At 60.4% G+C, this 19,054-nt stretch carries 19 protein-coding genes; 9 read left to right on the top strand and 10 right to left on the bottom strand.

The window, feature by feature from the left end; all coding sequences use genetic code 11:
* Window positions 1–89: 89 nt before the first annotated feature.
* From KI243_RS26345 to KI243_RS26335, 3 genes are all read right to left on the bottom strand, one after another.
* Complete coding sequence (locus KI243_RS26345; RefSeq protein WP_017126327.1) at window positions 90–845, bottom strand: DeoR/GlpR family transcriptional regulator; 756 nt, start codon at window positions 843–845, stop codon at window positions 90–92.
* A 181-nt stretch (window positions 846–1,026) separates the two neighbouring features.
* Window positions 1,027–2,532: a glycerol kinase GlpK gene (gene glpK, locus KI243_RS26340; RefSeq protein WP_017126326.1), complete on the bottom strand. Its 1,506-nt coding sequence runs from the start codon at window positions 2,530–2,532 to the stop codon at window positions 1,027–1,029.
* A gap of 93 nt (window positions 2,533–2,625) precedes the next feature.
* Window positions 2,626–3,477 carry an MIP/aquaporin family protein gene (locus KI243_RS26335; RefSeq protein ID WP_017126325.1) on the bottom strand — a complete coding sequence of 284 codons (852 nt, stop codon included), beginning with the start codon at window positions 3,475–3,477 and terminating at the stop codon, window positions 2,626–2,628.
* Window positions 3,478–3,848: 371 nt separating this feature from the next.
* On the opposite strand from KI243_RS26335, the gene ybaK reads away from it, so the two are divergent.
* Window positions 3,849–4,319 (top strand): Cys-tRNA(Pro) deacylase, encoded by a 471-nt coding sequence (gene ybaK, locus KI243_RS26330; RefSeq protein WP_103033029.1) that lies wholly within the window; start codon window positions 3,849–3,851, stop codon window positions 4,317–4,319.
* A 95-nt stretch (window positions 4,320–4,414) separates the two neighbouring features.
* Window positions 4,415–5,197 (top strand): PhzF family phenazine biosynthesis protein, encoded by a 783-nt coding sequence (locus tag KI243_RS26325; RefSeq protein WP_017126323.1) that lies wholly within the window; start codon window positions 4,415–4,417, stop codon window positions 5,195–5,197.
* A 29-nt stretch (window positions 5,198–5,226) separates the two neighbouring features.
* Here KI243_RS26325 and KI243_RS26320 read toward each other — a convergent pair whose 3' ends face one another.
* Entirely contained in the window at window positions 5,227–6,285 is a 1,059-nt protein-coding gene (locus KI243_RS26320; protein ID WP_017126322.1) for an ABC transporter ATP-binding protein, read from the bottom strand.
* On the bottom strand, window positions 6,282–7,202 hold the full coding sequence (gene argF, locus KI243_RS26315; protein WP_042935328.1) for an ornithine carbamoyltransferase: 921 nt from the start codon (window positions 7,200–7,202) through the stop codon (window positions 6,282–6,284). The genes KI243_RS26320 and argF overlap by 4 nt, the downstream gene beginning before the upstream one ends.
* Before the next feature lie 430 nt (window positions 7,203–7,632).
* Here argF and KI243_RS26310 point away from each other — a divergent pair, with 430 nt between their 5' ends.
* From KI243_RS26310 to grxD, 3 genes are all read left to right on the top strand, one after another.
* Window positions 7,633–7,923 carry a hypothetical protein gene (locus tag KI243_RS26310; RefSeq protein WP_212810066.1) on the top strand — a complete coding sequence of 97 codons (291 nt, stop codon included), beginning with the start codon at window positions 7,633–7,635 and terminating at the stop codon, window positions 7,921–7,923.
* A 137-nt stretch (window positions 7,924–8,060) separates the two neighbouring features.
* Window positions 8,061–10,166 carry a molybdopterin oxidoreductase family protein gene (locus KI243_RS26305; protein ID WP_212810065.1) on the top strand — a complete coding sequence of 702 codons (2,106 nt, stop codon included), beginning with the start codon at window positions 8,061–8,063 and terminating at the stop codon, window positions 10,164–10,166.
* 174 nt (window positions 10,167–10,340) lie between these two features.
* Entirely contained in the window at window positions 10,341–10,679 is a 339-nt protein-coding gene (grxD, locus tag KI243_RS26300; protein WP_017126318.1) for a Grx4 family monothiol glutaredoxin, read from the top strand.
* Between the two features lie 91 nt (window positions 10,680–10,770).
* Here grxD and bfr read toward each other — a convergent pair whose 3' ends face one another.
* Both bfr and KI243_RS26290 read right to left on the bottom strand, forming a co-directional pair.
* A complete protein-coding gene (gene bfr, locus KI243_RS26295; RefSeq protein WP_017126317.1) occupies window positions 10,771–11,244 on the bottom strand; it encodes a bacterioferritin in 474 nt (157 codons plus the stop codon).
* 199 nt (window positions 11,245–11,443) lie between these two features.
* Window positions 11,444–11,662 carry a bacterioferritin-associated ferredoxin gene (locus KI243_RS26290; protein ID WP_017126316.1) on the bottom strand — a complete coding sequence of 73 codons (219 nt, stop codon included), beginning with the start codon at window positions 11,660–11,662 and terminating at the stop codon, window positions 11,444–11,446.
* A 299-nt stretch (window positions 11,663–11,961) separates the two neighbouring features.
* Between KI243_RS26290 and KI243_RS26285 the strand changes: the two genes are divergently transcribed.
* On the top strand, window positions 11,962–12,564 hold the full coding sequence (locus KI243_RS26285) for a peroxiredoxin (protein WP_017126315.1): 603 nt from the start codon (window positions 11,962–11,964) through the stop codon (window positions 12,562–12,564).
* A 74-nt stretch (window positions 12,565–12,638) separates the two neighbouring features.
* Here the strand turns inward: KI243_RS26285 and rnt are convergent, their stop codons facing one another.
* Window positions 12,639–13,316, bottom strand: a complete 678-nt coding sequence (rnt, locus tag KI243_RS26280) for a ribonuclease T (protein WP_017126314.1) — start codon at window positions 13,314–13,316, stop codon at window positions 12,639–12,641.
* Window positions 13,313–14,359 (bottom strand): dihydroorotase, encoded by a 1,047-nt coding sequence (gene pyrC, locus KI243_RS26275; RefSeq protein ID WP_017126313.1) that lies wholly within the window; start codon window positions 14,357–14,359, stop codon window positions 13,313–13,315. Before pyrC ends, rnt begins: the two co-directional genes overlap by 4 nt.
* 156 nt (window positions 14,360–14,515) lie before the next feature.
* On the opposite strand from pyrC, the gene KI243_RS26270 reads away from it, so the two are divergent.
* Both KI243_RS26270 and KI243_RS26265 read left to right on the top strand, forming a co-directional pair.
* Window positions 14,516–15,421 carry an OmpA family protein gene (locus KI243_RS26270; protein WP_017126312.1) on the top strand — a complete coding sequence of 302 codons (906 nt, stop codon included), beginning with the start codon at window positions 14,516–14,518 and terminating at the stop codon, window positions 15,419–15,421.
* 128 nt (window positions 15,422–15,549) lie between these two features.
* Window positions 15,550–16,767 carry an argininosuccinate synthase gene (locus tag KI243_RS26265; RefSeq protein ID WP_007938916.1) on the top strand — a complete coding sequence of 406 codons (1,218 nt, stop codon included), beginning with the start codon at window positions 15,550–15,552 and terminating at the stop codon, window positions 16,765–16,767.
* Between the two features lie 171 nt (window positions 16,768–16,938).
* On the opposite strand, the gene KI243_RS26260 is transcribed toward KI243_RS26265, so the two are convergent.
* Window positions 16,939–17,478, bottom strand: coding sequence for a hypothetical protein (locus tag KI243_RS26260; protein ID WP_042935326.1), 540 nt, complete (start codon window positions 17,476–17,478; stop codon window positions 16,939–16,941).
* Window positions 17,479–18,391: 913 nt separating this feature from the next.
* Between KI243_RS26260 and KI243_RS26255 the strand changes: the two genes are divergently transcribed.
* Window positions 18,392–19,018, top strand: coding sequence for a response regulator transcription factor (locus tag KI243_RS26255; protein ID WP_017129960.1), 627 nt, complete (start codon window positions 18,392–18,394; stop codon window positions 19,016–19,018).
* Window positions 19,019–19,054 lie beyond the last annotated feature (36 nt).

Below are 19,054 nucleotides of genomic sequence, written 5' to 3'. Positions count from 1 at the left end.
CGCGTGGGCATGCAGCCCGCGACGCTCCGCGTCACCTGCAGGACGGACGCGGAGCGTAGGAACGATCGTCAACGATCAGCGATTGAAACTCAGACCACTTCCAGGCGGATCTTGTGCTGGTTGAGCAGTTGCGCCAGGGCCGGGACCGGGGCCTGGTCGGTTACCAGGCAGTCGATCAGGGTGATCGGCCCCAGGCGCACCATGGCATTGCGGCCGAACTTGCTGGAGTCCGCCGCCAGAATGACCTGGCGGGCATTGGCGATGATCGCCTGGGAAACCCGCACTTCCTGATAGTCGAAGTCCAGCAGGCTGCCGTCTTCATCAATACCGCTGATGCCGACGAGGGCGAAGTCGACCTTGAACTGGTTGATGAAGTCGACGCTGGCCTGGCCCACCACGCCGCCGTCGCGACGGACGTTGCCGCCGGCCAGTTGCACTTCGAAGTCGTCCTTGGCACTGAGGATCGACGCCACATGCAGGTTGTTGGTGATGATCTTCAGCTGGTTGTGGTTGAGCAGCGCGCGGGCAATGGATTCGGTGGTGGTGCCGATATTGATGAACAGCGAGGCGTGATCGGGGATCTGTGCGGCGATGGACTCGGCGATACGCTGCTTTTCATCGCGCATCTGGTCGGCGCGCATGGCGTAGGCGGTGTTCTCCACGCTGGAGTCGTAGGCGGCCCCTCCGTGGTAGCGGCGCAGCAGGTTGGAGTCCGCCAGCTGGTTGATATCGCGGCGGATGGTTTGCGGGGTGACGACAAATAACTGGGCCATTTCCTCGATGCTGACATAGCCGCGTTCGCGGACCAGTTCGAGGATTTGCTGCTGGCGGGGAGGCAGATTCATGGGGCGTCCTTTTGGGCTGCCGTACAAATTCTTCCATCATGCCGCAGGAAGGACCTGTCTGCCACTTGCAGGGCCAATGAATCGTGGAGGAGCGGTGGTTGCGTCGTAAATCGGGCAATGTCTGTCGGTTAAGTCCCCTGTAGGAGCCGGCAAGCCGGCTCCTACAGGGGGCGTGTCCGGATTAGTTGCTGCCTTCGTGGGGTTCCCAGTCGCGGGTACGGCTCACGGCCTTTTTCCAGCCGTCGTAGAGTTTTTCCTTCTCGACTTCGGCCAGTTGCGGTTCGAACTCACGCTCGATCACCGCCTTGCCGCGCAATTCTTCCAGGCTGCCCCAGAAGCCGCACGCCAGGCCAGCCAGGTAGGCGGCGCCGAGGGCGGTGGTCTCGCGCATTTGCGGGCGCTCGACCTGGGTGCCGAGGATGTCGGCCTGGAACTGCATGAGGAAGTTGTTCGCCACCGCGCCACCGTCGACGCGCAACGCCTTGAGGCGCTCGCCCGAATCCTGCTGCATGGCGTCCAGCACGTCGCGGGTCTGGTAGGCAATCGATTCCAGGGCCGCGCGGATGATGTGGTCGACCCGCACGCCACGGGTCAGGCCGAACAGTGCGCCACGGGCATAGGGGTCCCAGTACGGCGCGCCCAGGCCGGTAAAGGCCGGGACCAGGTAGACGCCGTTGCTGTCCTTGACCTTGTTGGCGAAGTACTCGGTGTCGTGGGCGTCGTTGATGATCTTCAACTCGTCACGCAGCCATTGCACCGTGGAACCGCCGTTGAACACCGCCCCTTCCAGGGCGTAGGCCACTTCACCGCGGGGCCCGCAGGCGATGGTGGTGAGCATGCCGTGGTTGGATTTCACCGCCTTGGTGCCGGTGTTCATCAGCAGGAAGCAGCCGGTGCCATAGGTGTTCTTGGCCTGGCCGGGCTCCACGCACATCTGGCCGAACAGGGCGGCCTGCTGGTCGCCGGCGATCCCGCCGATGGCGATGCCGCTCTTGGTGCGGCCGTAGATTTCCGAGGACGATTTCACTTCCGGGAGCATTTCCCGGGGAATGTCCAGGAGCTCCAGCATCTTCGCATCCCATTCCAGGGAGTGGATGTTGAAGAGCAGGGTGCGCGAGGCGTTGGTGTAGTCGGTGACGTGGGTCTTGCCGCCGGTGAATTTCCAGATCAGCCAGCTGTCGACGGTGCCGAACAGCAGCTCGCCATTGCGTGCGCGTTCGCGGCTGCCTTCGACGTTGTCGAGGATCCATTTCAGCTTGGTCCCGGAGAAGTACGGGTCGGTGACCAGGCCGGTGGTTTCGCGGATGTAGTCTTCATGGCCGTCGCGCTTGAGCTGCTGGCAGATCTCGGTGCTGCGACGACATTGCCAGACGATCGCGTTGTAGATCGGGCGGCCGGTGGTCTTGTCCCAGACCACGGTGGTTTCCCGCTGGTTGGTGATACCGATGGCGGCGACCTGGTCATGGTGCAGGCCGGCCTGTGCCAGGGCCTCGACCATCACCGCGCTCTGGGTGGCGAAGATCTCCATCGGATCATGTTCGACCCAGCCGGCTTGCGGATAGTGCTGCTGGAATTCACGTTGGGCGGTGCAGACCACGTTGGCGTCGCGGTCGAAGATGATCGCCCGGGAGCTGGTCGTACCCTGATCGAGGGCAATGATGTAGTTCTTATTCTGAATGTCGGTCATTTTCGATTGCCTTGGACTGAAATAGGGAAAAATGGGGTCGGCGGACGTTGTCAGGGAAAACAACGCCCGCAGGGTCGGGCATGTTGCGGTGTTTCAGGAAGCCTGGACCTTTTTGGCAGCGGTCGTCGGTTCATCCTCTACAACAACGGCGGCACCGGGCAGATGGCGGGCAATCATCCCGCGATACAGCACAGCGCCAAGGCAGGCACCGACAATCGGTGCAAAAATCGGAATCAGGAAATACGGGATATCGCGTCCGCCGGTAAAGGCTATTTCACCCCAGCCGGCGAAGAAGGTCATCAGCTTCGGACCGAAATCCCGTGCCGGGTTCATCGCGAAGCCGGTCAGCGGGCCCATCGCACTGCCGATCACGGCAATCAGCAGGCCGATCAGCAGCGGCGCCAGGGGGCCGTTGGGCAAACCGTTGTTGTCGTCGGTCAGGGACATGATCACACCCATCAGGATGGCGGTGATCACCACTTCGACCAGGAACGCCTGGGCGGTGGTCAGGGCCGGATGCGGGTAGGTGGAGAACACCGAAGCCAGTTCCAGGCTGGCCTGCGAACCACGGATCATGTGGTGTGTCTGTTCGAAATCGAAGAAGAGGTTGCTGTAAAGCGTGTAAACCAACGCGGCGGCACAGAAGGCGCCGGCGACCTGGGCGAGAATGTAGAACGGCAGTTTGCGTTTTTCGAAGTCAGCGAACAGGCACAGCGCAATGCTGACGGCCGGATTGAGGTGAGCGCCGGAAACGCCGGCGGTCAGGTAGATCGCCATGCTGACTCCGATCCCCCAGATGATGCTGATTTCCCACAGACCAAAGCTGGCACCCGCGACCTTGAGCGCGGCAACGCAACCCGTGCCGAAGAAAATCAATAATGCGGTACCGAGAAACTCGGCAATGCATTGTCCCGACAGCGACGGTTGTTTCAAAGCGGTGGTCATTGGATACCTCGATTTTTGTTGTTGTCTGACGCCAATCCCGTTGGTTGGCGTGGTCTTTCGCCGACTTGCGGGGATCCCCATCCCTGAAAGCGGTGTGTCGCTGGGTACTGCTGGTGTAGGACTTTTATCTTCAGATTCGAAAAAATATAGACAAGAAACACTGCTGTCAAAGGTCGAAAGTGAACTATCGTCCACATTCTGACTATTGATCGGATGAATGGAATGGTTTTGTCTGTCGGAGTCGGGCGCTGGGGATGATGCTTTCGACCTGTCCTTTAGCTTGAAATAGACGCTTGCACGTCGGTAATAGAGCCTTTTCCCCTGGGATGGCCTAAAATCCGGGCTTATCTTCCTACCCGTCGGGAATGACCATGACCCCTGCCTTGGACTTGCTGAAAAAAGTTCGTGCCGAACATCGTGTGCACAGTTACGAACATGATCCGAAAGCCGCTTCCTATGGCCTGGAGGCTGCGGAGAAGCTCGGCCTCGCGCCGGCCCAGGTGTTCAAGACCTTGCTCGCCAGCAGCGAAAAAGCCGAATTGCTGGTGGCGGTGGTACCGGTCGTCGGAAGTCTGGATCTGAAGGCCCTGGCCCACGCGGCAGGGGTCAAGAAAGTCGAAATGGCCGATCCTGCCGCGGCCCAGCGGGCCACCGGCTATCTGTTGGGCGGTATCAGCCCGCTGGGACAGAAGAAGCGCCTGCGGACTTTTATCGACCAGAGCGCGCAGTCCTTCGCGAGCATTTTTGTCAGCGCCGGGCGTCGTGGCCTGGAGGTGGAGTTGGCGCCGGCGGTGCTGGCCGAACACACCCAGGCGAAGTTCGCGGATATCGGCCGGGCCTGATCGGCGGGCTGTATGGTGGAAATCAGGCGTTTCTGTCACTAGGCGTCGGGCGACGTCGACGTCATGCTGGCTGGCAAAAACAGGGAGATGACGCCATGCAGCTTGAATTTCACCAGGTCGACGCTTTCAGCGAGCGCCCCTTCGGCGGCAACCCGGCTATGGTCTATCGGCTCGACGCTTGGCTGGCCGACGAACTGATGCAGAAGATTGCCGCCGAGCACAATCTGGCGGAAACCGCGTTTGTGGTCCGCGAGGAATCGGGATGGCGCATTCGCTGGTTTACCCCCACCACCGAAGTTCCCCTTTGTGGTCACGCGACCCTGGCCAGTGCCTTTGTCCTGTTCGAGGTCTATGGCGAAAGCCTGGAAAGTATCGACTTCGTCTGCAAGTCCGGTCCGCTGAGCGTCAGTCGCGAGGGCGATCTTCTATGGCTGGATTTTCCGGTCAGGGCGCCTGGCGGGCTCGGAGTCACCCTGGAGATCGAACGGGCGCTGGGCACGACAGTGGTCGATGTGCTCGGGGCCAACGAGTTGTTCGTGGTGCTGGCCTCGGAACAGGCGGTACGTGAATGCGCGCCCGATTGGGCGGCAGTGGCGAAGCTGCCCTGGCCCGGGGTGATCGTTACCGCGCCGGGCCAGCAGCATGATTTTGTCTCGCGCTATTTTGCCCCCGCCATTGGCATCAACGAGGACCCGGTCACCGGCTCGACCCATTGCGCGCTGATTCCCTACTGGGCGCAACGCCTGGGCAAGACCGCCTTGACGGCTTACCAGTGTTCGCAGCGGGGCGGCGAGTTGTCCTGCCGCCTGGAAGGCGATCGGGTGAAGATCGGTGGCAAGGCGACGCTGGTGGCGAGCGGGCGGCTGAGCCTGGCCTGAGAACACCGGAGCTACGCCGCCGCTCCGGCTCAGGTCGCGTGGTTCGACGCCTGGAACAGCACCAGGTGTTCGGCCGCGACGCGAATGCCGACATCGTCTCCCGGCAGGTGATCGGCATGGCTGGGGAAGATCGACTCCAGCTGGCTGCCGGTCGGCAGTCGCAGGCGATAGAGGGTCGAAGCACCGAGGAACGTCTTGCCGATGACCCGCGCCTTCAGCGGGCTGTGGGGGGCGTGGACGATATCGTCCGGACGCAGCAGCACGTCCACCGGGCCGCCCACGGGCCAGGCATAGGCCCGGTTGCCGCGCAGCATGCCCAGTTCGGTCTGCACCGACTCCGGACTGCTCAGTTGCCCGCGGATGAAGTAGCCCTGGCCGATAAAGCTGGCGACAAAAGGAGTCGCCGGCTCGTGATAGAGGTTGTACGGGGTGTCCCACTGCTCCAGCCGACCTTCCTTGAACACACCGACATGGTCGCTGACCGCGAAGGCTTCCTCCTGGTCATGGGTGACCAGGATCGCGCTGGTGCCGCGCAGCTTGAGGATGTCGCGTACTTCCTGGCTGAGCTTGCGCCGCAGTTCACCATCGAGGTTGGAGAAGGGTTCGTCGAGCAGCAGCAACTGCGGCTCCGGAGCCAGGGCGCGGGCCAGGGCCACGCGTTGCTGCTGGCCGCCGGAGAGCTCATGAGGATACCGCTTGCCCAGGCCCTTGAGGTTGACCAGCTCCAGCAACTCATCGATGACACGGTTTTTCTGCGGGTGCTTGCGGATGCCGAAGGCGATGTTTTGCGCGACGCTCAGGTGCGGGAACAGCGCGTAGTCCTGAAACACCATGCCGATCCGGCGCTTCTCCGGGGCCAGGGTGAACCCGGCGCTGGAGATGACTTCGCCCGCCAGCCGGATCTCGCCTTCATGGATCGGCTCGAAGCCGGCGATGGCGCGCAGGGTGGTGGTCTTGCCGCAACCGGAGGAGCCCAGCAGGCAGCCGATATCGCCGGCGTTCAGGTGCAGGTTGAGGTTCTGCACTACCCGCTGGTCCTGATAACCGCAGGCCAGGTCGCGCAGATTCAACAGCAGCGGATGACTCATGCCGGGCGGTACGCCGGCCGGACCAGGAACTCCAGCAAGGCCTTTTGCGCATGCAGGCGGTTCTCGGCCTGGTCCCAGGCGACCGAACGCGGGTCGTCGAGCAGGTCGAGGCTGATTTCCTCGCCACGGTGGGCCGGCAGGCAATGCAGGAACAGCACGTCGGGAGCAGCCAGGTCGAGCAGTTCGCGGGTGACTTGCAGCGGCGCGAAGAGGGCGAGGCGCTTGGCGGTTTCCTCTTCCTGGCCCATGGAGGTCCAGACATCGGTGCTCACCAGGTGCGAGCCACGCACGGCCTCCCGCGGATCGCGGACCAGGCGTACCCGCTCGCCGGCCAGGGCCAGCAGCGCGGGGCTGGGTTCGTAGCCCTCGGGGCAACTGATGCGCAGTTGGAAGTCGAACTGGATCGCCGCTTCGATATAGCTGTTGCACATGTTGTTGCCGTCGCCGATCCAGGTCACGGTCTTGCCCTGGATCGAGCCGCGGTGTTCGAGGAAGGTCTGCATGTCGGCCAGCAACTGGCAGGGGTGCAGGTCATCGGACAGGCCGTTGATCACCGGGACGCGGGAATTGGCTGCGAATTCGGTGAGGGTGCTGTGCTTGAACGTACGCAGCATGACCACGTCGAGCATGCTCGACAGGACGATGGCGCTGTCGCCGATCGGCTCGCCACGGCCCAGCTGGGTGTCGCGTGGCGAAAGAAAGATCGCCTGGCCGCCGAGCTGGATCATGCCGGCCTCGAACGAGACGCGGGTACGCGTCGAGGACTTCTCGAAAATCATGCCGAGAATCCGACCCTTGAGTGGCTCGAACAGTACGCCGCGATCACGCAGGTCCTTCAGCTCGATGCCTCGACGAATCACGCTGACCAGCTCTTCGGGCGTGCAATCCATCAGGGAGAGAAAGTGCCTTGCGCTCATCATTAACTACCTTTTTGCAACAGACCGCAGATGCTCAAAGCCGGGTTTTTCGGAAAAACGGGCGAGACCTGCGGCGTAAGCCGCACGGGGCGACGAAATAGGGGAAGACGCGATCGTATAAGAAAATGTCGCGTGTTACCAATAGGAGGCTTTGTTTTGGCGCGCCGAAGGGAGGGAATGGAGCTGTTCCCAGCGGCTTTTCCGCGTCTGTCCAAGCCGGTTGTCATCATTACAGCCGGTGCACTTGTACACTGGCGCCGCGTCGCTTGGCAATTGAAGGCGGCGGCTACAGGCGGCTTCTGGTCGTTTTCTGAATCTCCGGTCGGGGTGTTTGCGTGCAGCATCACGCTCTCGGGCACAAGCGGAAACATTTCCTAAACTATGCTGCTAGGTTATAAATGTGTCATTGCAGACACACGGAGGCTTTGGAATGGAATCGAAGGAACAGCAACTCATGGAGTTGCTCAGGCTGACCGCCCAGGCGCTGACGCATATGACCGCTTCCGTGACGTCAATGTCTTTCGAATTGTTACGTAGCAAGGACGAAGTCACCCGTGCGGCCGGGCGGCGCATGATCGACCGCATGGCCACGATCAGTTCCGGCCTCGACGAGCACTGGCGTCTGATCGGCGAACTGACCGGCGTGCATGTCGCCCACGAGCAGGTCGAAACCGTCCAGGAAATCCAGCTGCAACCCGCCCCCAGGCTCCCCCTGGCCTGATTCTCGCGGCCGTCATCGGCTCGCCTGATGCCCCTCGATTCACAAGACGAACGTCGCTGGCGGGCTTATCCGTCACGGGCCATAGTTCTATTCCCGCAACCTGAGCGAGGTTGCCTCGAATAAAACAGAGACTGGCCATGACCAAGACTCTTCATCACCGTGCCTGCCATCTGTGCGAAGCCATTTGTGGCCTGACCATCGAAACCACCACCAGCGAAGACCGGGTGCAGATCACCTCGATCAAGGGTGATCCCCTGGATACCTTCAGTCGTGGTCATATCTGCCCGAAAGCCGTGGCCCTGCAGGATATCCAGAATGACCCGGATCGCCTGCGCCAGCCGATGCTGCGGGTCGGCAGCGAATGGCAGCCGATCGAGTGGGAGGCGGCCTTTGCCCTGGTCGCCGAGCGCCTCGGGGCGATCCAGGCCCGGCATGGCCAGAACGCCGTGGCGATCTACCAGGGCAATCCCAGCGTGCACAACTACGGGCTGATGACCCACAGCAACTACTTCCTCGGTCTGCTGAAGACCCGCAACCGCTTCTCCGCGACTTCGGTCGACCAGTTGCCGCAGCACCTGAGCAGCTACCTGATGTACGGCCACGGCCTGCTGCTGCCGATCCCGGATATCGACAACACCGACTTCATGCTGATCCTGGGCGGCAACCCGCTGGCCTCCAACGGCAGCATCATGACCGTACCGGATGTGGAAAAGCGCCTGAAGGCCATCCAGGCACGTGGCGGCAAGCTGGTGGTGGTCGATCCGCGCCGCAGCGAAACCGCGGCCATGGCCGACCAGCACCTGTTCATACGCCCGGGCGGCGACGCGGCGCTGCTCTTTGGCCTGCTCAGTACCCTGTTTCAGGAAGGTCTTACCCGTGACAGCCATCTGCCGGTGGACGGCCTGGATGACGTCCGCAAGGCCGTGGCCGGGTTCACGGCCGAGGCCATGAGCCCGTTGTGCGCCGTGCCCGCCGAGCAGATCCGGCAGCTGGCGCGGGACTTCGCGGCGGCGGACAAGGCCGTCTGCTACGGGCGCATGGGGGTCTCCACCCAGGCCTTCGGCACGCTCTGTCATTGGTTGGTGCAACTGATCAACCTGGTGACCGGCAACCTCGACCGGGTCGGCGGTGCGTTGTGCACCAGCCCGGCGGTGGACCTGGTGGCCTCGACCGCGGGCGGGCATTTCAACCGTTGGCAGAGCCGGGTTTCCGGCTTGCCGGAGTACGGTGGCGAGCTGCCGGTGTCGGCGCTGGCCGAGGAAATGCTCAGCGAAGGCGAAGGGCAGGTGCGGGCGCTGGTCACCGTGGCCGGCAACCCGGTGCTGTCGACACCCAACGGCCGCCAACTGGAACAGGCGCTGGATGGCCTGGAATTCATGGTCAGCATTGACCTGTATATCAACGAGACCACCCGCTACGCCGATCTGATCCTGCCCTCGACCTCGGCGCTGGAGAACGATCACTACGACACCACCTTCAACATGTTCGCCGTGCGCAACGTCACGCGTTTCAACCGGGCGATCCTCGCCAAGCCGGAAGGCGCCCTGCATGACTGGGAGATCTTTGTCGGCCTGGCCAAGGCGTTTGCCGCGCTGACGGGCAAGGAACTGAAGCCGACGATGCCGCCGGCGCAGATGATCGACATGGGGCTGCGCCTGGGGCGTTACGGCGATGCTTCCGAGCACAAGCTGTCGGTACAGGCCCTTGCCGGGCATCCCCATGGCGTCGACCTCGGGCCTTTGCGCCCGAATCTCGGCAAGCGCCTGAAAACCCCGGAACAGCGTGTCCAGGCCGCGCCGCCGGAGATCCTCGCCGACCTGGCGCGCTTCGCCGCGCAGCAGGTGCCCGAGGCGGGCGAACTGCTGATGATTGGGCGGCGGCATGTGCGCAGCAACAACTCCTGGATGCACAACTACCATCGGCTGGTGAAGGGCAAGCCGCGCCACCAGTTGCTGATGCACCCCGACGACCTGGCCAGCCGCGGGCTCGATGACGGGCAGCGGGTCCGGGTCAGTTCGCGGGTCGGGATGATCGAGGTCGAGGTACTCGCCAGCCTGGAGATGATGCCGGGGGTGGTGAGCCTGCCCCATGGTTGGGGGCATGCCCGGCCGGGCGTGCAGATGAGCATCGCCAGCGGCCAGCCGGGCTCCAGCGCCAATGACCTGACCGATGAGCGCCAGTTGGATGAATTGTCGGGCAATGCTGCGCTGAACGGCGTTCCGGTGCAGGTGGCGGCGGCCTGAGTCTGGGGTTTGCGTATGGCAGCGGACATTATGGCAGCGGGCTTGCCCGCGAACCGCCGCAGGCGGCCAGGCAGACGCGATATCCGTCGGGGAGACCGAGCACCACGCTCGGCTTTCCGATACAATGCGTCACCGTGCCGACAACTGAGTCGGAAAGTTTAGCCGAGGTGTTCCATGGATATCATCGAAACGATTAAAGAGCAGATTGCCAACAACACCATTCTGCTTTACATGAAAGGCTCGCCGAATGCCCCTCAATGTGGCTTCTCCGCGAAAGCCGCTCAAGCTGTCATGGGCTGTGGTGAGAAGTTCGCCTACGTGGACATCCTGCAGAACCCGGAAATTCGCGCCAACCTGCCCAAGTACGCCAACTGGCCAACCTTCCCGCAACTGTGGGTCGGCGGTGAGCTGGTCGGCGGTAGCGACATCATGGCTGAAATGTTCGCCAACGGTGAACTGCAGAGCCTGATCAAGGACGCTGCCGAAAAAGCCGCGGCCAAGACCGAAGCCTGATTTCGCCGGACCCCGGACAGCGTCCAGCGCTGCCGGGGATAAAAAAGCCCCGCCTCTCCATAAGAGGGCGGGGCTTTTTACTGGAGGCGGGTTATTCGTCGCCCATCTGCGATTGCAGATAGTTTTCAATACCGACCTTGTCGATCAGGCCCAATTGGGTTTCCAGCCAGTCGATGTGTTCTTCTTCGGATTCGAGGATGTCTTCCAGCAGTTCGCGGCTGCCGAAGTCACCGGTCTTTTCGCAGTGGGCAATCGCTTCTTTCAGATCCTTGTGGCCTGTTCTTTCGATCTTCAGGTCGCACTCGAGCATTTCCTTGGTGTTCTCGCCGATATGCAGCTTGCCCAGGTCCTGCACGTTCGGCAGGCCCTCGAGGAACAGGATGCGCTTGATCAGCTTGTCCGCGTGTTTCATCTCGTCGATGGACTCGTGGTACTCGTGCTTGCCCAGCTTGTTCAGGCCCCAATCCTCATACATGCGGGCATGCAGGAAGTATTGATTGATCGCGACCAGTTCATTGGCAAGGATCTTGTTGAGATGCTGGATGACTGATTTGTCGCCTTTCATGATGGGGTCCTGCCCTGTAATAGCTGTCTATAAGGCAGAGTTTGATCCCGGCAACTTCGAGTGTCAAACCTAAGTTATTGAATAATATATGAAAATTAATCGGAATAAGAATGTTTGTGTTCCGCGTCTCGGCGCTAAGCGATTGAATTACAGGCATAAAAAAACCGGACATCAAGTCCGGTTCTTTGAATCGCGGTATTTACGCCGCTGAAAATTCTACCGCGTAAGGCAGGGCAGCCTGGCTGCTTTGCAGCTCGGTCAGGGTTTCACGTACCACTTGCTTGGCCAGGCACGCACATTTGCCGCATTGGCTGGCAACACCGGTCGCCTGGCGTACTTCGCGGTAGCTGCAGCAACCCTCGAAGATCGCATCGCGGATTTGTCCGTCGGTGACGCCAGTGCAGAGGCAGACATACATAAGGTGAGAACCGTCGCTGGTTAGGGCTCAATTGCCATGGATCTTAATGTTAACGAGAATGATTGTCAAAGTGGTTTATGTAAGCTTTTTGTCAGTTCGGCGATTGGCTGACGAACGGGGACCGGCGCCTGGCGATCGGTGTCGGGACGACTTTGCAAAAACCGTTTAGGAGCGTCAAAAAACGCGGTGTATGATGGTCGGTTCCAAGGACACGGGATCGTGTCACAGGCTTGTCGCTCAAGGCTGGCAGGCTGGGCGCACGATCTTGTTCTGAACGTTACTACACCAGGAGATATCCAATGAGCGTACTCGTAGGCAAACAAGCCCCCGACTTCACCGTCCCGGCCGTATTGGGCAATGGCGAAATCGTCGACAGCTTCACCCTGTCCTCGGCCATCAAAGGCAAATACGGCCTGGTGTTCTTCTACCCGCTGGACTTCACTTTCGTCTGCCCGTCCGAGCTGATCGCCCTGGACCACCGCATGGACGATTTCAAGGCGCGTAACGTTGAAGTGGTTGCCGTTTCCATCGACTCGCACTTCACCCACAACGCCTGGCGCAACACGGCCATCAACGATGGCGGCATCGGCAAGGTCAAGTACACCATGGCTGCCGACATGAAGCACGAAATCGCCAAGGCCTACGACGTGGAGTCCGAAGGCGGCGTGGCTTTCCGTGGCGCGTTCCTGATCGACGACAAGGGTGTTGTCCGTTCGCAGATCATCAACGACCTGCCGCTGGGCCGTAACATGGAAGAGCTGATCCGCCTGGTCGACGCCCTGCAATTCCACGAAGAGCACGGTGAAGTCTGCCCGGCCAACTGGAAGAAAGGCGACAAGGGCATGAACGCTTCGCCAGAAGGCGTTGCTGCTTACCTGACCGAGAACGCCGGCAAGCTGTAAGCCGCCGTTTCACGGACAAAAAAACCGGCCTTGAGGGCCGGTTTTTTATGGGCGGGAGCTGCTCTGGCGAGCGATCAGTCGTTGAAGTCTTCCCAGCCGCCCATTTCCTTCCAGCGATTGACGATGCCGCAGAATAGTTCGGCGGTCTTCTCGGTGTCGTAGCGCGCCGAGTGGGCTTCGCGACCGTCGAAGTCGATATCGGCGGCCTGGCAGGCCTTCGCCAGCACGGTCTGGCCATAAGCCAGGCCCGCGAGGCTGGCGGTGTCGAAGCTGGAGAACGGATGAAACGGGTTGCGCTTCATGTCCAGTCGCGCGACCGCGGCGTTGAGGAAGCCCAGGTCGAAGCTGCTGTTGTGTCCGACCAGGATCGCGCGTTTGCAGCCGTTGGCCTTCAGCGCCTTGCGCACACCACGGAAGATGTCGGTCAGCGCGGTTTCTTCGCTGACGGCCATGCGCAGCGGGTGATCGAGCTTGATCCCGGTGAACTCCAGGGCGGCGGCCTCGATATTGGCGCCTTCGAAGGGTTCGACGCGGAAGAAGTAGGTGTGCTCGGGGAACACGAAACCTTTTTCGTCCATGCCGATGGTGGTCGCGGCGATTTCCAGCAGCGCGTCGGTAGCGGCGTTGAAACCACCGGTTTCTACATCGACGACGACCGGCAGGTAGCCGCGAAAGCGTGCGGCCATCGGGTGGCGCGAGCCACCTGAGTTGCCATTGCCTTCCAGTTCGTCATCGAAATGGTCTTCACTCACAGCGTTTCCTCCAGCAGGCGCCAGCGCAGTTTTTCACCGGCGCGCAGCGGGATTACGGACAGCTCGCCAAATGGCAGGCTGGCGGGGGCGGTCCACTCTTCGCGGACCAGGGTGATGCGCTCGCTGTTCGGGGCCAGGCCGTAGAAGCGTGGGCCGTGCAAGCTGGCGAAGCCTTCGAGCTTGTCCAGGGCATTGCGTTGTTCGAACGCCTCGGCATACAGCTCGATGGCTGCGTAAGCGGTGTAGCAACCGGCGCAACCGCAGGCGGCTTCCTTGGCGTGCTGGGCATGGGGAGCCGAGTCGGTGCCGAGGAAGAACTTCTCGTTGCCGCTGGTGGCGGCGTCGAGCAGGGCCTGCTGGTGGGTGTTGCGCTTGAGGATCGGCAGGCAGTAGAAGTGCGGCCGGATACCGCCCACCAGCATGTGGTTGCGGTTGTACAGCAGGTGGTGCGCAGTGATGGTCGCACCGACGTTGGCCGGGGCCTCGTTGACGAACTGCACCGCGTCGGCGGTGGTGATGTGTTCGAACACGACTTTCAGCGTCGGGAAATGCTCGACCACGCGACGCATGTGTTCGTCGATGAACAGCTTCTCGCGGTCGAACACGTCGACGTCGCCGCGGGTCACTTCACCGTGGATCAGCAGGGGCATGCCGACTTCGGCCATGGCTTCCAGAACCGGGAAGATCTTGTCCACGCTGGTCACGCCGGAGTCCGAGTTGGTGGTCGCACCGGCCGGATAGAGCTTGGCCGCGTGGACAAAGCCGCAGGCCTTGGCAGCGCGGATTTCCTCGGGCTGGGTGCGGTCGGTGAGGTAGAGCACCATCAGCGGTTCGAAACGGCTGCCGGCCGGCCGGGCCGCGAGAATGCGCTGGCGATAGGCATCGGCTTCGGCGGCGTTGCGTACCGGAGGCACCAGGTTGGGCATGATGATGGCGCGACCAAAGGTGCGCGCAACATCCGCTACAGTGTGGGGTAACACAGCACCATCGCGAAGATGAATATGCCAGTCGTCGGGACGCAGCAGGGTCAGGCGGTCGGACATTGGGGATTCCAGGCGGGTCGAACTGATGGGAATGCTACCGGAAAAGACTCTATCAGGCACTCGCTATCAAGTTTTGCCGCACGCGACCGATATCCAGAACGTATGGCGTAGAACCGGTACGCCAGTCTCAAAGTCGTGGAACCATTGGAGCCTCCCGTGCGCCAGCGTTATTTAGCCCTGCTCAGTATGTTCGCCAGCCTGCCCGCCATGGCGCTGACTTTCCAGACCCGTCTGGAGAGCATCGAGTGGAAGGTGGAAGGTGACAAGTTCGAGTGCCGGCTGGCTCAGCCGATCACCGACTTCGGGTCGGGCGAATTCGTGCGCCGGGCCGGCGAGCAGGCGATCTTTCGCCTGAAAGCCTATAACCACGTGCTCGGTGGCGGTTCGGCGACCCTGCTGGCCGCGGCCGCTCCCTGGCAGCCGGGACGCGGCGATATCAACCTGGGGTCGGTGAAAGTCGGCAACGGCGATGTATTGTTCAACAGTTCCCAGGGCCAGGCCGGTGGTCTGTTCCATGGCCTGCTCGATGGCCGCAGTCCGGTCATTCGCCATTATTCGCGGGACGGTGGGGTTTCCGAGGTGCGGCTGCTGCCGGTGAAGTTCACCCAGGCCTACAGCGACTTCCAGGCCTGCACCGCCAAGCTGCTGCCGAAGAACTTCGAGCAGGTGAAGCAGGCCGAGATCGGCTTTCCCGGTGGTGGCATCGATCTGGATGCCCAGGCCAAGGCCCAGTTGCAGGTGATGCTGGACTTCATCAAGGCCGACCCGAGCGTCAATCACATCGAACTCGACGGTCACTCGGACAACAGTGGCAATCGTCTGACCAACCGCGACCTGTCGCGTCGACGGGCGCTGTCGGTGATGGAGTTCTTCAAGGCCAATGGCATCCCGGAATCGCAGATCGTCATGCGTTTCCATGGTGAGCGCTACCCGCTGGCCCCCAACACCAACCCCGCCAACCGGGCGAAGAACCGCCGGGTCAACATTCATCTCGAGCGTGTCCCCGCGCCTGAAAAGGCGGCGCCGACAGCCGCGGCTGGAAACGCGGCGGCCACTTCCTGAATCGGCTGTCATCGTCGCCCGTTCGACATTATCTGTCGCTTTGTCGTCCTTAGCTGTCGCGCCTCTGTAAATTCATGGTTTTGGCCGGTAGAATCGCGCCTTTCCGTACAACCCCGTGGAGTGATGGCATGGCCGACGTAAACAAGGTCGTTCTCGCGTATTCCGGCGGCCTGGACACTTCGGTGATCCTCAAGTGGCTGCAGGATACTTATAACTGTGAAGTGGTGACCTTCACCGCGGACCTGGGTCAGGGCGAAGAGGTCGAGCCTGCTCGTGCCAAGGCGCAGGCCATGGGCGTGAAAGAGATCTATATCGACGATCTGCGCGAAGAGTTCGTGCGTGACTTCGTCTTCCCGATGTTCCGTGCCAATACCGTCTACGAAGGCGAGTACCTGCTGGGTACCTCCATCGCCCGTCCGCTGATCGCCAAGCGCCTGATCGAAATCGCCAACGAAACCGGCGCCGACGCCATTTCCCACGGCGCGACCGGCAAGGGCAACGACCAGGTGCGTTTCGAGCTGGGTGCCTATGCCCTCAAGCCAGGCGTCAAGGTCATCGCGCCATGGCGTGAATGGGACCTGCTGTCCCGTGAAAAGCTGATGGATTACGCTGAAAAGCACGCGATCCCGATCGAGCGTCATGGCAAGAAGAAGTCCCCGTACTCCATGGACGCCAACCTGCTGCACATCTCCTATGAAGGCGGCGTGCTGGAAGATACCTGGACCGAGCACGAAGAAGACATGTGGCGCTGGACCGTCTCCCCGGAGAACGCTCCCGACAAGCCGCAGTACCTGGAACTGACCTACCGCAACGGTGACATCGTCGCCCTGGACGGCGTCGAGATGACTCCGGCCACCGTGCTGGCGACCCTGAACCGCATCGGTGGCGAACACGGCATCGGTCGTCTGGATATCGTCGAGAACCGCTATGTGGGCATGAAGTCCCGCGGCTGCTACGAAACCCCTGGCGGCACCATCATGCTGCGCGCGCACCGGGCGATCGAATCGATCACCCTGGACCGCGAAGTCGCTCACCTCAAGGATGAGCTGATGCCCAAGTACGCCAGCCTGATCTACACCGGCTACTGGTGGAGCCCTGAGCGTCTGATGCTGCAACAGATGATCGATGCTTCCCAGGCCCACGTGAACGGTGTGGTTCGCCTGAAGCTGTACAAGGGCAATGTGATCGTTACCGGGCGCAAGTCCGACGAGTCGCTGTTCGATGCCAATATCGCGACGTTCGAAGAAGACGGCGGCGCCTACAACCAGGCTGACGCGGCAGGCTTCATCAAGCTGAACGCATTGCGTATGCGCATTGCCGCAAACAAAGGACGCAAGTTGTTCTGATCCGCCTGTTTGCATGAAAAGCCCCGGCCGGCAGGTCGGGGTTTTTTTTGCCCGGCAAGCGCTGCTCCGATGGCGCCAGGGGAGCACAGGGGCGTGCGCACGGACAGAAGAGGGGTCAGGCGGGAGACGGGTTGGGGAGAGGCTTTCTTCATCAAGGATCAAACCTGCTGTTCATTCCCTTGGGTCGTCTCGATGATGCTTGAGTTCGAATCGATAGTTCCTGCCCAACTCCCATACCTGGCGGACGGTCAGTTCCAGCGTCTGGGCAATCTCCATGGCGGTGTATCCCAGTGCCGCGTAATGCATGGCGTGCCCGGCGACTACATCATCGGCGAGTGAGCCGGCAGGTTCTGAAAGAGTACTTCGGTATTTCCGCGGCGTGGACAATGGACGGCGATGGGGGATTCTCAGTCCCTGTTCCTGGGCGATCCTTCTTATCTCTCCTTTATTCATTTTTAATGAGTATTGCAAGGCGGATATTCCCGCACCTTTTGTTATGAGGTTTTTCAGTAGCTCAACTTTTCTTGCATATTCTTCCTTTGTATCGACTTCTGTTTCCACTGGGGCTGGTATTTCAGCATCGCCGCGGCTTGCTTCTTTTGCCGGGGCAGGCTCTATCGTTCCGCCACGCTTGATGAACTCGGTGATGGCGAGCTCGAGATCATGGGGTTTATAGTTGTTCTTCTGTTTGTTTATAGTGGTGTTCTTCATAAAGTATAGCCTGCTCGTAAAGGGGGATAGGCCGTCGTGACTTTCTCGTCTGAAAAAGTCAGTTGTTATGGTGTTTCCTGTTTTTAAAAAGCTAGCGGTAGAGCATATGGTTTGCAAGAAAAATATGCCGCTCAATTGTTTGGTTTTTTTCTGGAAAGGCTGATTTTAAAAGTTCGGTAAGTATTCCCTGTGCCGCGTAGTACGTTTCCTTTAGTTTGGGAGGTGATGGATTTAAATGTTTTGGTGGTATTTACTTGAAGTCGAAAGAGCTGCTGTTTTCAATATATCAGGAGTTTTTCGGAGTGAGCAATCCGCTATTCAAATGCGCATCATGCCTATTCAAAAGCATTTTCTCATGAGATGTCAGGCCGGTACTTGAAGGAAACCATGCCGAGCCTTGGGTGTTTAATTTCTGGCCCGGATGACGACAATGGCGCGATGGGGACAGTGTTTATCTGTCGTGGGCCTGGGATTTTCGAACCTCGGGCGGCGGTCGTGCACCATTGATGATCTCCGGCGTGTGTGGAAGGAGGAGGGTTATTTCTTGTTGCAGAAAACCATTAGACATCCGGCGCCTGGCGTCTCTAATGTTTATCCGTGACGGGTAGCGTCTTGTATGCAGATGTTTGTCTACCCTGTTTATCCGTATCTTCTCCAGCATCATTGAAGCTGCATCCGGGCAGCGGACCAGAGGGTTATGAGGTAACGTTCCTGACTGTTGGATAAATCGATTGTCACCTCGCTCCTGAAAACAGCACTTTTCTTGTAGTGCTTTTTTTGTAGGGCAAATCCTTGTTGTTTGTAGGGAAGGTCTTTGGCTGGTACTGCTCGGGGTAGGCGCTATGCCCAGGAGGTTGTGACTAGGCTATTGTGCTGACTCTGAAAATTCGAACAGCGAAAATTGGACTTGCCCATGAATAAAGTGCTGATCGTGGATGATCATCCCGTCATTCGCCTTGCCGTACGCATGCTGATGGAACGGCATGGCTACGAAGTCATTGCGGAGACGGATAACGGCGTGGATGCCTTGCAACTGGCGCGAGAGCATGCACCGGATATTGTTATACTCGATATAGGAATTCCCAAGCTGGACGGGCTGGAAGTCATTGCCCGCCTAACTTCCATGGGGCTTTCTTTCAAAGTGCTGGTACTTACTTCACAGGCTCCCGGCCATTTCTCCATGCGTTGCATGCAGGCGGGTGCCGCCGGTTATGTGTGCAAGCAGCAGGACCTTACCGAAATGCTGAGTGCCATAAAGGCCGTTCTTTCCGGCTACAGTTATTTTCCCAACCAGGCGTTGCATACCGTGCGCTCCAGCATGGGCAATGCCAGCGAGGCGGACATGGTCAACCGGCTTTCGGGTCGGGAAATGATGGTCCTGCAGCAACTGGCCCGGGGCAAGAGCAACAAGGAAATTGCCGATGGGATGTTCCTGAGCAACAAGACGGTCAGCACCTACAAGACCCGCTTGCTGTTGAAGCTGAACGCCCGCTCACTGGTTGACCTGATCGAACTCGCGCAGCGCAATGGCCTGGTTTGAGACGAACAGGCGCACCATTCGGGCAATGTGCAGGGA

The sequence above is a fragment of the Pseudomonas sp. Ost2 genome, assembly GCF_018326065.1.
Taxonomy (GTDB): Bacteria; Pseudomonadota; Gammaproteobacteria; order Pseudomonadales; family Pseudomonadaceae; genus Aquipseudomonas; species Aquipseudomonas gingeri.
The sequence above is the reverse complement of the archived record's forward strand: the minus strand, read 5'-3'. Positions and strand labels throughout refer to the sequence as shown.

Coding starts and splice junctions, on each gene's coding strand:
- KI243_RS26345 (WP_017126327.1), bottom strand. CDS start 845: ATGAATCTGCCTCCCCGCCAGCAGCAAATCCTCGAACTGGTCCGCGAA.
- glpK (WP_017126326.1), bottom strand. CDS start 2,532: ATGACCGACATTCAGAATAAGAACTACATCATTGCCCTCGATCAGGGT.
- KI243_RS26335 (WP_017126325.1), bottom strand. CDS start 3,477: ATGACCACCGCTTTGAAACAACCGTCGCTGTCGGGACAATGCATTGCC.
- ybaK (WP_103033029.1), top strand. CDS start 3,849: ATGACCCCTGCCTTGGACTTGCTGAAAAAAGTTCGTGCCGAACATCGT.
- KI243_RS26325 (WP_017126323.1), top strand. CDS start 4,415: ATGCAGCTTGAATTTCACCAGGTCGACGCTTTCAGCGAGCGCCCCTTC.
- KI243_RS26320 (WP_017126322.1), bottom strand. CDS start 6,285: ATGAGTCATCCGCTGCTGTTGAATCTGCGCGACCTGGCCTGCGGTTAT.
- argF (WP_042935328.1), bottom strand. CDS start 7,202: ATGAGCGCAAGGCACTTTCTCTCCCTGATGGATTGCACGCCCGAAGAG.
- KI243_RS26310 (WP_212810066.1), top strand. CDS start 7,633: ATGGAATCGAAGGAACAGCAACTCATGGAGTTGCTCAGGCTGACCGCC.
- KI243_RS26305 (WP_212810065.1), top strand. CDS start 8,061: ATGACCAAGACTCTTCATCACCGTGCCTGCCATCTGTGCGAAGCCATT.
- grxD (WP_017126318.1), top strand. CDS start 10,341: ATGGATATCATCGAAACGATTAAAGAGCAGATTGCCAACAACACCATT.
- bfr (WP_017126317.1), bottom strand. CDS start 11,244: ATGAAAGGCGACAAATCAGTCATCCAGCATCTCAACAAGATCCTTGCC.
- KI243_RS26290 (WP_017126316.1), bottom strand. CDS start 11,662: ATGTATGTCTGCCTCTGCACTGGCGTCACCGACGGACAAATCCGCGAT.
- KI243_RS26285 (WP_017126315.1), top strand. CDS start 11,962: ATGAGCGTACTCGTAGGCAAACAAGCCCCCGACTTCACCGTCCCGGCC.
- pyrC (WP_017126313.1), bottom strand. CDS start 14,359: ATGTCCGACCGCCTGACCCTGCTGCGTCCCGACGACTGGCATATTCAT.
- KI243_RS26265 (WP_007938916.1), top strand. CDS start 15,550: ATGGCCGACGTAAACAAGGTCGTTCTCGCGTATTCCGGCGGCCTGGAC.
- KI243_RS26260 (WP_042935326.1), bottom strand. CDS start 17,478: ATGAAGAACACCACTATAAACAAACAGAAGAACAACTATAAACCCCAT.
- KI243_RS26255 (WP_017129960.1), top strand. CDS start 18,392: ATGAATAAAGTGCTGATCGTGGATGATCATCCCGTCATTCGCCTTGCC.